Below are 13003 nucleotides of genomic sequence, written 5' to 3'. Positions count from 1 at the left end.
ATGGACAGCGCCCGCGCCGACATCCTGGCGGCCCAAAGCCACCTGGCCACGCACGGCTGGATCGGCCGCCGCAGCGAATCGTTTCGCCACCTGCCTCCGCCCGAGCTGGCGCAGTGGCAAGGCCAGCCCGCGGCCGACGCCGCCTGCGACGCCCCGCCGCTGGCCGGCACCGGCTGGACCCTGCTGCCCATCGGCCAGACCCCGGCCAGCGGCGTCGATGCCCGCTGGCTCGATGCGCTGGACCCGGCCCAGCGCGCCGAGCTGTTTGCCGGCCTGCCCCCGCCCGGCGAAGGCGGCGACGCGGCCCCCTTTGCCTGGGCCCACCGAGCCCTGTGCCGCCAGGGCCTGCGCCTGCGCGTGCAGGGCTCGCCCGGCAAGGCGCCCGGCGAGCAGGACATCGTGTGGTTGCACCTGCGCCACCAGCCGCGCGCCCAGGCCGAGGCGCCGCTGCTGGTGCTCGACGTGGACGAGGGCGTGCGCTGCATGCTGATCGAGTCGCACGAGCACGACCCCGCCGTGTGCCAGCACGGCCTGGCGCAGAACCTGCACGTGCACATCCAGTTGGCGCGCGGCGCCCGCCTGCAGCACCTGCGCGTGGCCGCGCCCGGCCCGCAGGACCGCAGCGCCCACTTCGTGCACGCCACGCTGGCGGCGGGTGCCCACTACGCGCAGGCGCTGGTGGCCACCGGCGGCAGCTACCACCTGCAGCGCTGCGTGGTGCAACTGCAGGGCGCGGGCGCCGAGGCACGCCACGCCGGCCTGCTGCTGGCCGGCACGCAAGCCATCGACCACCAGATCGTCAGCCGCCTGGACGCGCCGCACACCACCAGCCAGGTCGAGGCCCTGGCCCTGGCCAGCGACAGCGCCCGCGCGGTGGCCAATGCCTACACCCGCATCGCCGCCGGCGCCGACGACGCCTCGGTGCGCCAGCGCCTGTCAGGCATCGCGCTCGCCGGCCAGCCGCGCATGGTGCTGCGCCCGCACCTCGAAATCCTGCACGACCAGGTGCAGGCCGTACACGGCGCCACCTGGGGCGCGCTGCCGGCCGACGCCCTGTTCTACGCCGGCCAGCGCGGGCTGGACGAGGCCACCGCGCGCGCCCTGATCATCGACGGCATGGCACGCGCCGTGCTCGAGCGCTGCCTGGATGATGCCGACGGCGCCAGCCTGCTCGAGCCCTGGCTGGCCAGCGGCTGGCTGCACCAGGCCATCGCCCGCCACCTGAGCATCCCCCAGGAGGCCGCCCATGGGTGACATCCGTTTCGCCCCCCAACCGCAGGCGCTGGACCTGCCGGCCCTGCGCGCGCAGTTCCCGGTGCTGCAGCAATTGGTGCACGGCGCGCCGCTGGCCTACCTGGACAACGGCGCCACCACGCAGATGCCGCTGGCCGTGCTGGACGCCATGCGCCAGTTCGAGACGCACGACCGCGCCAATATCCACCGCGGCGTGCACACGCTGAGCCAGCGCGCCACCGACGACTTCGAGGCCGCGCGCGCCACGCTCAAGCGCTTCATCGGCGCGGGGCCCGAGCACGAGCTGGTGTTCACCTCCGGCACCACCGAAGCGCTCAACACGATCGCCCAAGGCCTGTGGCTGGGCGGCCCCAAGAAAGCCTGGCTGCGCGCCGACGACGAGATCATCGTCAGCGGCCTGGAGCACCACGCCAACCTGATTCCCTGGCAGCACGCCGCCGCCGCCACCGGCGCCAAGCTGCTGGTGCTGCGCCCCGACGCCCAGGGCCGCCTGCACACGGCCGACCTGGCGCGCCTGCTGGGCCCCCGCACGCGGGTGTTTGCCGTCACCGCCGGCGCCAACGCCACCGGCGAGTGTCCGCCCTACGCCGAGATGCTGCGCATGGCCGCGCAGGCCGGCGCGCTGACCGTGCTGGACGCCGCGCAGGCGGTCAGCCACGCGGTGCCCGTGCTGGCGCAGCTGGACTGCGACTTCATGGCCTTCTCGGGCCACAAGATGTACGGCCCCATGGGCACCGGCGTGCTGGCCGGCCGCCGCGCCGCGCTGAATCGCCTGCACCCGCTGCGCCTGGGCGGCGACATGGTCGAGTGGGTCAAGTACGACAGCGCCGGCTACGCCGAGCTGCCCGCGCGCCTGGAAGGCGGCACGCCCAACGTGGGCGGCGCCGTGGGCCTGGCCGCCGCGGCGCGCTTCATCGACCAGGTGGGGCGCGCCGCCATCGACGCCCACGTGCACGGCCTGCGCGCGCAGGCCGTGGCGGGCCTGGCGGCCATCGACGGCCTGACCGTGCTGGCGCCGCACGCCACCGGCGCGGCCCTGCTGTCCTTCGTCGCCCTAGATGTGCACCCGCACGACATCGGCACCCTGCTGGACGAGCGCGGCATTGCGGTGCGCACCGGCCACCACTGCGCGCAGCCGCTGATCGACCACCTGGGCCTGGGGCCCACCACGCGCGCTTCGTTTGCCCTGTACAACACGCCCGACGAGGTCGATCGCCTGATCGCCGGCGTGGCGCATGCCCTGAAGGTTCTGCGATGAGCGATGCCCTCAACGAGCTGTACCAGGAGGTGGTGCTGGAGCACAAGCGCGCGCCGCGCAACTTCGGCCACCTGCCCCACCCCACGCACCAGGCCCAGGGCACCAACCCCTCGTGCGGCGACCAGATCGCCGTCGAGCTGGATCTGCAGGGCGAGCGCGTGGCCGACATCCGCTTCACCGGCCACGCCTGCGCCATCTGCATGGCCTCCACTTCGATGATGACCGAGGCCGTCAAGGGCCGCGATATTGAGACCGCGCGCCAATTGCAGCAGCATTTCCGCGCCGTGCTCACCGGCGAGGAAGACCCCGACGACGCCCCCCTGGGCAAGCTGGTCAGCCTGGCCGGCGTGCGCCAGTACCCCAGCCGCATCAAGTGCGCCCTGCTGGGCTGGCATGCGCTGATGCACGCCATCGCCGGCAACGGCGAGCCGGGCGCCGTGACCACCGAGAAAGATCCCACCCCATGAGACGCCACCGTGAAACCGTGCTGGTGCGCCGCACCGTGCAGGTCGAGCTGGTGCCCGCCGGCACGCCGGTCGAGCTGGAAGAAGGCACCTGGGCCGAAGTCACCCAGGCACTGGGTTCGTCCTTCACCCTGCTGGTCGAAGGCCAGTTGGTGCGCCTGCGCGGCAGCGACGCCGACGCCATCGGCAAGCAGGACCCGACCCCCGTCGTCGACCACGGCGACGTGCAGGCCGGCGACGTCGAACCCCTGGTGTGGGAGGCGCTGCGCACCTGCTACGACCCCGAGATCCCGATCAACATCGTCGACCTGGGCCTGGTCTACCGCTGCGAGCTGCTGCCCTTCGCCGAGGAGGAAGGCAAGCTGCACGTGGTGATCGACATGACCTTGACGGCGCCCGGCTGCGGCATGGGCGAGGTGATCGCCAACGAGGTGAACGAGAAGGTGCTGAACCTGCCGCGCGTGGAGGAGTGCACCGTCAACATCGTGTTCGACCCGCCCTGGGACCGCTCGATGATGACCGAGGAAGCCAAGCTGGCGCTGGGCCTGTAGGGCGCGCGGCACCCCACAAAAAAACGGGCTCGCGGGAGCCCGTTTTTTGCGCCACCACGGCCGCGTTCAGCCGCCGCCGCAGGCGCCTCCCGAGCAGCAGTCGCCGCCCGCATCGGCGCAGGAGGCCTGCTGCCGGCCGATCTGCACGCGCCACAGGTCGGGGCCGTCCTGCAGATACGTCCACTGCACCTCGCCGGGCGAGCGGCCCTCCAGCTGGCGCCGCAGCGGCACCGGATTGTGGTCGTTGACGATCACGAACGCCTCGCCGGGCAGCAAACCGTCGAAACGGTCAAACAGCCGCGCGTGCCGTTCGTGCGGCGCCATGGCGCGCACATCCACCTCTTCCATCAAGCTGCTCATCGTCTTCCTTTCTTGAAATCAAAAACCGGGAGAAAAAACAAAACTCAACCATCCTTGCCGTCCAGCCGCGTGCTCGTGAGCCAGGGCGCGTAGATCAGCAGGTAGATCACAAAGGCCAGCCCCCACAGGCCGGCGGCCAGCACCAGCGCCTGCGCGTAAAGGGCGGGCAGCAGGGCCGGCACCGCCACCCGCGCGACGGCCGCCAGCAGCACCAGGGCGTAGGCCAGCGTCTCGCCCCTCGTGGTCTTGAGCGGGCGCCCGGTATGGCCGCGCGCGGTGCGCGTGATCATGCCGATGATCAGCCCGCCCACGGCGCCGACGGCGAAGGCATGCACCGCCAGCGCCTCGGCCACCCAGCCGGCCTGCGCGGCGGCCAGCAGCGCAAACCCGATCGGCAGCCAGGCGTAGGCCCCGTGCAGGATCCAGAGGATGGGGCGCGTCAGCGTGACCTGCGGCTTCCACATCACCAGCCGCGCCGCGTGCAGCACCGCGGCCAGCGCGCACAACACGCCGACCAGGCCGGCCGGCGTGCCGAACACCCACGCGGCCAGCACCAGCGCGGTGGCCGCCAGCACGCCCCATTCCAGCGGCCGGGGCACGCTGTTCTTCAGCCCCGGCGTGACGTTGCGGGTGAACACCGGCACCACGCGCCCGGCCATCACGGTCACCACCATCAGGATCAGCGCCAGCCCGGCGTACAGGGGCGCGGCGGCGGGCACCGCGAGCACGCCCATCACGCTCAGGTGAAACACCGCGTTGGCCGCCGCCATCAGCAGCAGCAGGGAGATGAGCGGGATGTTGCGCCGGTTGCCGGCCTTGACCAGGATGCGCAGCAGCAGCACCGCGACCAGCGGCAACAAGGCGAAGTCCAGCACTGCGAACAGGGCGTAGGGGCCCGTCAGCGCCGCCACGCGCGCCGCCAGCCACAGCGCCGCGAGGGCGGCCAGCAGCGGCCCGCGCGGCGTCTCCAGGCCCGTCCAGGCCCGCACCCCGGTCAGCAGAAAGCCGATGATGACGCCGGCCGCGAAGGCGAACACCATCTCGTGGCCATGCCACAGCAGGGCCGGCAGCGCGAACACGGTGCTGGCGTGGCCCAGGAAGGCGGCCACCCACAGCGGCACCGACACGCAGGCCAGCAGCGCGGCACCCAGGTAGAACGGCCGAAAGCCCAGCCGGAACAAGGGCCAGCCGCGCGGCACGGGGACCGGCGCTGACCCGGCGATGGGGATGGAAGAAGCGGATCGTTGATTCATGAAGCGGGCGCAAGGGCATGCGCTTGGAACCGGCGCACAGGCCGAAAGGGCTCATTTTTATATAGCGGGCCGTTGAACGCCAGAAGATTCATTTTGAGCACGTGTTCAGTAAGGTTGCTGCACGATCGTCGGATGCCGGCCGCCCTGCGCGAAAACCCCGAGCCCCAACACCCCCGGCCTTTCGGATTCCGAACTCCAACAGTGCAAGAATGTCGTTTTTGGCTGTCGGACCGCTGGGCTCCGGCAGCGCCGACCGAGGAGTTCACCCCATGAAAAGAGACCCGCTGCCCCAGGCGCAGCGCCCACTCGCCGCCCAGTCCATCAGTGCCGACGTGCTGAAGGAGAAGTACTTCAAGCCCGGCGAGCACTCCCTCGAGCAGCTCTACGGCCGCGTCGCCCGCGCGCTGGCCAGCGTGGAAAAGCCCGAGCTGCGCGCCGAATGGGAAAGCCGGTTTCTCGCCAATCTGCACGCCGGCGCCATCGGCGCCGGGCGCATCATGAGCGCGGCGGGCACCGACATCCAGGCCACGCTGATCAACTGCTTCGTCCAGCCCGTGGGCGACGCCATCCAGGGGCGCGACGCCGATGGCTTTCCCGGCATCTACGAGGCGCTGCGCGAGGCCGCCGAGACCATGCGCCGCGGCGGCGGCGTGGGCTACGACTTCTCGCGCATCCGCCCCAAGGGCGCCTTCGTCAAGGGCACGCACTCGTACGCCAGCGGGCCGTGCAGCTACATGAACGTGTTCGACCAGTCGTGCTCGACGGTCGAAAGCGCCGGCAGCCGCCGCGGCGCCCAGATGGGCGTGCTGCGCATCGACCACCCGGACGTGCTGGAGTTCATCACCGCCAAGCGCACGCCCGGGCGCTGGAACAACTTCAACGTGTCGGTGGGCGTGTCCGACGCCTTCATGAAGGCCGTGGCCGAAGGCGCCGACTGGGAGCTGGTGCACAAGGCCGAGCCCGGCCAGAAGGTCAAGGACAAGGGCGGCCACCAGCGCGCCGACGGTCAGTGGGTGTACCGCAAGGTGCCCGCGCGCGAGCTGTGGGACACCATCATGACCTCGGCCTACGACTTCGCCGAGCCGGGCATCCTGTTCCTGGACCAGATCGGGCGCGACAACAACCTGAACTACACCGAGCAGATCGAGGCGACCAATCCTTGCGGTGAACAGCCGCTGCCCCCCTATGGCTGCTGCGACCTGGGCCCCATCATCCTGACGAACTTCGTGCGCCACCCCTTCGGCGTGGGCGGCGCGGCGGCGTTCGACTTCGACGCCTTCGAGCAGGTGGTGGCCACCCAGGTGCGCGCGCTCGACAACGTGCTGGACGTGACCTTCTGGCCACTGCAGCAGCAGCGCGACGAGGCCGCCGCCAAGCGCCGCATCGGCGTGGGCTTCACCGGCCTGGGCAACACACTCACCCTGCTCAAGCTGCGCTACGACCGCGAGGACGGCCGCGCCATGGCCGCCGAGATCGGCCGGCGCATGCGCGACGCGGCCTACCGCGCCTCGGTCGAGCTGGCCAAGGAGAAAGGCGCGTTTCCCCGTTTCAAGGCCGAGGGCTATCTGGCCGAAGGCACCTTTGCCAGCCGCCTGCCCGACGACATCAAGGCGGCCATTCGCCAGCACGGCATCCGCAACAGCCACCTGCTGTCGATCGCGCCCACCGGCACCGTCAGTCTGGCCTTTGCCGACAACGCCTCCAACGGCATCGAGCCGGCCTTCAGCTGGGGCTACAAGCGCAACAAGCGCGAGGGCGACGGCAGCACCAGCAGCTACATGGTGGAAGACCACGCCTTCCGCCTGTACCGCGCGCTGGTGGACGACAGCGTCACGGCCGACGACGCCGACGGCAAGCTGCCCGCCTACTTCGTCAACGCGCTGCAGATGAGCGCGCAGGAGCACGTGGCCATGATGCAGGCGGTGCAGCCCTTCGTGGACACCTCCATCAGCAAGACCGTCAACATCCCCGCCGACTACCCCTTCGGCGACTTCAAGGACCTGTACCGCCAGGCCTGGCAGGCCGGCCTGAAGGGCCTGGCCACCTACCGCCCCAACAGCATCCTGGGCGCGGTGCTGGAGACCACGCCGGCCAAGAAGGACGAGCCCGCGCCCGCCGCGGCCCCGGCCTACGACCCGATGCGCACCGTGATCGAAAAGCGCCCGTCCGGCGGCCTGCCCGCCGTGGCCGAAAAGATCGAGTACTGGACGCACGAGGGCCAGCAGCGCCTGTACCTGATCGTCACCTTCCTGCCCATCCCCGCGGCCGACGGCAAGGGCACGATCGAACGCGCCATCGAGTTCTTCATGCCCGTGGGCCAGAGCAGCGAGTCGCAGCAGTGGATCACCGCCACCATGCGCATGCTGTCGCTGGCCGCGCGCGGCGGCTTTCTGGACCGCGCGCTGTCGGACATGCGCAAGGTCACCTGGGACCGCGGCCCGGTGCGCCTGGGCACCTACGAGAAGGCCGACGGCACCCGCGTGCCGCGCTGGCACGACAGCGAGGTGGCGGCCATCGGCTATGCGGTCGAGGCCCTCATCGCCCGCCGCGCCGAGGCGGCGCAGGGCTCGCTGTTCGAGCCCGACGAGCTGGTGCCGGCCGAGCCCGAGATTAGTGCCGCCGGCGCCAACCCCGGCGTCATGGCCGGCAAGAAATGCCCCGAATGCGGCGCGCACGCCATGATCCGCAAGGACGGCTGCGACTACTGCACGCAGTGCGGCTTCGTGGGCAGTTGCGGGTAGGCCGGCCATGAAACGCCGCAACGCCCTGGCCCTGACGTGCGCCGCCTTGCTGCCGCCGGCCGCGCAGGCCGCGCTCAAGCCGGGCGATGCCGCGCCGGAGTTCAAGACCACCGCCGCCCTGGCCGGCCAGGCCTTTGCGTTCGACCTGGCCGAGGCCCTGAAGGCGGGCCCGGTGGTGCTGTACTTCTTCCCCAAGGCTTTCACGCAGGGCTGCACCATCGAGGCCAATGCCTTTGCCGAGGCCACGCCCAAGTTCGCCGCGCTGGGCGCGCGCGTGATCGGCATCTCGCACGACGACATCGACACGCTCAAGCGCTTTTCCACCGAGGCCTGCCGCGACCGGTTCGCCGTCGGCTCCGACCCGCAGGGGCGGACGATCCAGGCCTACGACGCCGCGTCGCTGCTGCCGGGCGTGGCCAACCGCATCTCCTACGTCATCGGGCAGGATGGGCGGATCGCCTTTGTCCACCAGGGCAGCGACCCGCTGCGGCACGTCGAGCAGACGCTGAAGGCGCTCGGCGATGGGGTGGGCGCCAGGCGCTGACGGGATATCGATTGAAAGCGGAATCGCCCCAAACCGGCATGGATCAAGCGCCGGAAGCTATCCATATCGAAGCATTCATCCCCGATTACCGGTTGAGTAGCCCGGCGCGATCGAACACCGCCTCCCAGCCGTGCTTCTGGCGAAAGCGCTCGGCCGCCTCGGGCGTGGCGCGATAGGCCAGGGACGCATCGACCACCGGCCGGAACTCGGCGTTCTCGCCCGCCACGAACACGCCCTCCTCGTCGTGGCGCCAGCGCATCTGGCCGAAATCGGTGCAGAGCACCGCCAGCCCGAGCGCCTTGTACTCGTAGTACTTGACCGGGTCGACCGCGTCGGTCAGCCGATTGCGTCGAAACGGAATCAGGCCGACGTCGAAGTGCTGCATGCGCTCGAGCGCGTTTCGATGGTCGCACGGCGGATGCAGCTCGATGTTGGGCGGCAGCTGCGCCGGTTGCGGACCGTGGCGCGGCCCGATCAGGCGCACGGTCGTCTGCCCGTAGCTGCGCGCCAGGCGGATGACCCAGTCCCAGTCGAACCATTGGGCGATGGTTCCCACGTAGCCGAACACCGGCGCCGGCGCGGTAGAGCGCCGGAACAGCCCCGCGACCGAATCGCGCGCCAGGCCGTTGGGGACCAGGCGCGTCTCGGCGCGCAGGCGCGACCACCGTTGCAGCAAGGGCGTGCTGGACGCCCACACATCCGTCGCCTGGCCGGCGATCTTCTCCTCGCGCGCGGCCATGGCCACGCGCGACAAGCCGCCGAAGAAGGCCGGAAAATCGTCCATCGCGTCATACACCACCCGCTGCCACGACGGCCCCGCCATCAGATCCTGCGCCAGCAGCGAGGGCTTGCCGATCACCAGCATCGCCTGCTGGCCGTCGGCGAACGACTTCACCTCGCGCGCGATGTCGCGCCAGAAGCGCCGGTTGACCCCCGCCAGGACCGGCACCGGCTCCAGCGGCAGGGCAAACGGCTGGCGCAGGGACAGCCAGGGCGGCGGCGCCTGGTTCAGGTACTGCATGCCGACATCGTGGCTCCACAGGCGCGCCAGGTCGCGCCACGTCGGCAGGCGGGCCGGGTAGGGATCGATCCAGAATACGTCGGCGCCAGTGCGCTCGTGGAACCACTCCACGAACTTGTGCGGACGCTGCGCGAAGCTCCACCAGGGAACGGGCGAAACGTAGACCAGGCGCATGCCGGCCATCAGGCGAACGCGGCGCGCAGATGCCGGGCGATCCGCTCGGCCGCCCGGCCATCGCCGTAGGGCGAGACACCCTGCGCCATGGCCCGGTAGGCCGCCGGGTCGTCGAGCAGGCGCTGCGCCTCGGCCACGATGCGCTCGTGGTTCGGCCCGACCAGCTTGACGACGCCCGCATCCACCGCCTCGGGGCGCTCCGTCTCGTTGCGCAGCACCAGCACCGGCTTGCCCAGCGCGGGCGCCTCCTCCTGCACGCCGCCCGAGTCGCTGATGATGAAGTACGCCTGCTTCATGGCCGCCACGAAACTGTCGTACTCGAGCGGCGCGCACAGGTGCATGTTGGGCAGGTCCGCCAGCGCCGCGCGGGCGACATCGCGCACGTTCGGGTTGGGGTGCACCGGATAGACGAAATCCACCGCCGGGTTGTGCTCGGCCAGGTGCCGCAGCGCGCGGCAGACCTCCAGGAACGGCGCGCCGAAGTTCTCGCGCCGATGGGCCGTCACCAGCACCATGCGCGCGCCGGCACGCTGCCCCAGGTCGACCGTGGTGCTGCGCTCGGCGGTCATCAGCAGAGCATCGATCACCGTGTTGCCCGTCACCAGAATGTCGGCATCCGCCACATCCTCGCGCAGCAGGTTCTGCCGTGACGACTCGGTCGGCGCGAAATGCCAGCGCGCGAACAGCGAGGCGATCAGCCGGTTGGCCTCTTCCGGAAACGGGTTGTGGATGTCGCCGGTGCGCAGGCCCGCCTCCACGTGGCCGATCGGAATGCGGCGGTAAAAGCAGGCCAGGCACAGGGCCATCACCGTCGTGGTGTCGCCCTGCACCAGCACGGCGTCGGGCGCCTGCTCGGCCAGCACCGCGTCGGCGCCGGTCAGCAGGCGCGCCGTCAGGTCGCTCAGCGACTGGTTGGCCTGCATCACGTTCAGGTCGGCGTCGGGCTGGATGTCGAACAGGCGCAGCACCTGGTCGAGCATCTCACGGTGCTGGGCCGTCGCCAGCACCCGCACATCGAAATCGGGATCGGCACGCAAGGCCAGGACGACCGGCGCCATCTTGATGGCCTCGGGGCGCGTCCCCATGACGCAAAGAATGCGCTTCATCTCATCTCCACAGGCTTACAGGGTTACTTCGTCAAGGATAACGAGGGCGCAAAGGCGGCGGCCATGACCCGGGCACGCTCGATCCAGTCGTTCTCGTCGGCCAGTTCGCGCAGGCGTTGCCGGAACGCTTCATCGTCCTTGACCCGGGCTGCCCGGTCGATCGCCTCGGACAGCGCCGCCGCGCTGTCGCCGTGAAAGACCTCGGGGAACGCGACACACTCGCGCATGTCGGAGGTCACCACCACTGGCTTCTCGAGCGCGAAGTACTCGAACAGCTTGAGCGGCGACGTGGTCTGCGCAATCTCGCCGGGCTTGAACGGAATCATGCACAGATCGAACTGCCGGCCGTGGGCCGGCAGGTCCTTGTAGTCCACCGGCCCCAGGTACAGCAGGTTGTCGGCGGCCACCAACTGCCGCGCGCCGCCGTAGTAATCGGGGCCGATGAAGACAAAGCCGACGTCCGGCCGCAGGCGCACCAGCTCGGCCACGGCTTCGTACCAGAGCCAGGGCGCCAGCGCGCCAAAATAACCCACCACCAGCGAATACCGCGCCCTGAACTCGAGCAGCCGCCTGGGCAGGGCGGCGGCCAGGTGCGCCGGATCGCGATAGTGACGGGTGTCGACGCCGTTGGGCACCAGAACCACCCGCTGCTCGGGCCCGACGGCCGCCACCGCCTCGTCGTACAGCTTGCGCGCCGAGGCCACCACCACGTCGGCGCCGCCGCCAAAGGCAAAGTCCTTCAGCGCGACCAGGCGCCGGATGTTTTCCGGATCGCCCGATATCTCGGGGTCGATGTGGTCGATGTATTCGTAGATCAGGGTGCCGCGCCGGCCGGGCGTCACCAGGGTGTACGGGGCGAGCATGTGGGCCGTCGAGTAGAACGAGCGCGCCATCGCGTCGATGCGGTCGACCTCGGTGCGCTTGGTCAGCCAGACGTTGGGCGCCACCTGCCGAAAGCCGTGAACGTCGTCGCCGCCCCAGGGACCGGTGCGGAACACCACCAGGTAGCCCAGGCGCCCCAGGGCCGCGGCGATATGCTGGGGCCGCTGGTACAGCGGGACGTTCCAGTCGATGGCCGCCTCCTGCACGAAGATGCCCTTGTGGGTGCTGGCGGCACCATCGAGCACCTGCTGGCGAAAGTCCTCCCATGACAGGTCGGCGGGGTCCCTGGGGCCGCCGCTCCAGGCCAGTGGCAGCGACGCGCCGTCGCGAAACCAGCGCACCAGGCGATGCCGCAAGCCGTTGAGACGCAGCTGCAGGCCACCCGGGAGCCCACGGTACACCGCTCGCAGCGCCCGGTAGGCGGCCTGCCGGGGCTGCGTCAGCGCCATCTTGCCGGCCCGCAGCGGCTTGGTCAGGCGCCAGGACGCGCTGCCCCAAACCGCCACCAGCCGGGCCTGCGAGGCCTGGTGGTCGCGGGTCATCTGCTCGAGCGCCTGCTGCTGCGACCGATGCTCGCGCTCCAGCCCAGCCAGTTGTGCGGTGCGCTCGGCCAGCGCCTGCTGCTGCATCCGGTTGTCCTGCTCCAGCTGCTGCAGCCGATGGGTGGCCTGGGTCAGGTCACGCTCGAGGAAACGCAGACGCGCCGCCGTGTCGTCGCCCGACACTTGGCAATCGGACAGCATCAGCTGGCGACCGTCCAGCCAGGATGCCGCGCCATAGACCATGACGATCTGCTCGCCCGCCCAATGGGTATCGGGCAGGGAGCGGCAATCCACCACCCGGGCCCAGGCCAGGCGAAAGCCGTTCGGGAGCCGGGCCGGAAGGCTTTCGGGCCAGAAGGAAAAATGGTGCTCCTCGATGCGATCGCGCTCCCGGTAGGGCAGCACCAGAACCAAGCCCAGGCGAGCCCGCGCGCACAAGGCACGCAGCACCTCGAAGGGCTGATGGAAGTGCTCCAGCGTGTTGGAGGAAAACACGATGTCCCATTGCTCCGGCACGGCCGTATCAGCCCGCCGGTCCAGCCAGTCGGCCTGGACGAACCGAATGGCTGGATGACGCTCGCTGGCCTGCTGCACCGCCGTGGGCGAAAAGTCCACCCCGCTGAGCTGCCGCGCCTCGATCCGCGTGGCCAGCTCGTCGGTGCCGTCGCCCTGGGCGCAACCCCAGTCGACCACGGACAGCTGCTGCTCGCCGATCGCCCGAAACAGCCAGGCCGGCAGGTTGTCGATCGCCACGCGCGAGAAAAAGCGCGACTGCTGCGGTCCTTGCTTGTCGTCCCAGTCGGTGGCAAAGCGCCCATCCCAATAGGACTGCGAGTTGATGCGTTGCGTCATG

11 protein-coding genes are annotated in these 13003 nt (G+C 70.4%); 6 read left to right on the top strand and 5 right to left on the bottom strand.

The genetic code is table 11. The features are described 5' to 3' along the window. The 4 genes from H6927_08585 to sufT are packed head-to-tail and all read left to right on the top strand — an operon-like array spanning position 1 to position 3527. Complete coding sequence (locus tag H6927_08585; GenBank protein MCP5218155.1) at positions 1-1254, top strand: SufD family Fe-S cluster assembly protein; 1254 nt, start codon at positions 1-3, stop codon at positions 1252-1254. Next, a complete protein-coding gene (locus H6927_08580; protein MCP5218154.1) occupies positions 1247-2512 on the top strand; it encodes an aminotransferase class V-fold PLP-dependent enzyme in 1266 nt (421 codons plus the stop codon). The genes H6927_08585 and H6927_08580 overlap by 8 nt, the downstream gene beginning before the upstream one ends. Continuing rightward, on the top strand, positions 2509-2979 hold the full coding sequence (locus tag H6927_08575) for an SUF system NifU family Fe-S cluster assembly protein (protein ID MCP5218153.1): 471 nt from the start codon (positions 2509-2511) through the stop codon (positions 2977-2979). The genes H6927_08580 and H6927_08575 overlap by 4 nt, the downstream gene beginning before the upstream one ends. Continuing rightward, positions 2976-3527 carry a putative Fe-S cluster assembly protein SufT gene (gene sufT / locus H6927_08570; GenBank protein MCP5218152.1) on the top strand — a complete coding sequence of 184 codons (552 nt, stop codon included), beginning with the start codon at positions 2976-2978 and terminating at the stop codon, positions 3525-3527. Before H6927_08575 ends, sufT begins: the two co-directional genes overlap by 4 nt. A gap of 66 nt (positions 3528-3593) precedes the next feature. On the opposite strand, the gene H6927_08565 is transcribed toward sufT, so the two are convergent. Beyond that, complete coding sequence (locus H6927_08565) at positions 3594-3887, bottom strand: DUF2249 domain-containing protein (GenBank protein MCP5218151.1); 294 nt, start codon at positions 3885-3887, stop codon at positions 3594-3596. A 44-nt stretch (positions 3888-3931) separates the two neighbouring features. Further along, entirely contained in the window at positions 3932-5140 is a 1209-nt protein-coding gene (locus H6927_08560; protein ID MCP5218150.1) for an NnrS family protein, read from the bottom strand. Positions 5141-5409: 269 nt separating this feature from the next. Between H6927_08560 and H6927_08555 the strand changes: the two genes are divergently transcribed. Both H6927_08555 and H6927_08550 read left to right on the top strand, forming a co-directional pair. Continuing rightward, positions 5410-7881 carry an adenosylcobalamin-dependent ribonucleoside-diphosphate reductase gene (locus H6927_08555; GenBank protein MCP5218149.1) on the top strand — a complete coding sequence of 824 codons (2472 nt, stop codon included), beginning with the start codon at positions 5410-5412 and terminating at the stop codon, positions 7879-7881. A gap of 7 nt (positions 7882-7888) precedes the next feature. Further along, positions 7889-8425 (top strand): peroxiredoxin, encoded by a 537-nt coding sequence (locus tag H6927_08550; protein ID MCP5218148.1) that lies wholly within the window; start codon positions 7889-7891, stop codon positions 8423-8425. 85 nt (positions 8426-8510) lie between these two features. Here H6927_08550 and H6927_08545 read toward each other — a convergent pair whose 3' ends face one another. Genes H6927_08545 through H6927_08535 form a run of 3 tightly spaced genes read right to left on the bottom strand, consistent with a single transcriptional unit; the run spans position 8511 to position 13002 of the window. Then, complete coding sequence (locus tag H6927_08545) at positions 8511-9629, bottom strand: glycosyl transferase (GenBank protein ID MCP5218147.1); 1119 nt, start codon at positions 9627-9629, stop codon at positions 8511-8513. Then, on the bottom strand, positions 9629-10726 hold the full coding sequence (wecB, locus tag H6927_08540) for a UDP-N-acetylglucosamine 2-epimerase (non-hydrolyzing) (protein MCP5218146.1): 1098 nt from the start codon (positions 10724-10726) through the stop codon (positions 9629-9631). The genes H6927_08545 and wecB overlap by 1 nt, the downstream gene beginning before the upstream one ends. A 23-nt stretch (positions 10727-10749) precedes the next feature. Further along, a complete protein-coding gene (locus H6927_08535; GenBank protein MCP5218145.1) occupies positions 10750-13002 on the bottom strand; it encodes a methyltransferase domain-containing protein in 2253 nt (750 codons plus the stop codon). Position 13003: the final 1 nt, after the last annotated feature.

Source organism: Burkholderiaceae bacterium, from assembly GCA_024235995.1.
Taxonomy (GTDB): Bacteria; Pseudomonadota; Gammaproteobacteria; order Burkholderiales; family Burkholderiaceae_C; genus Ottowia.
The sequence above is the reverse complement of the archived record's forward strand: the minus strand, read 5'-3'. Positions and strand labels throughout refer to the sequence as shown.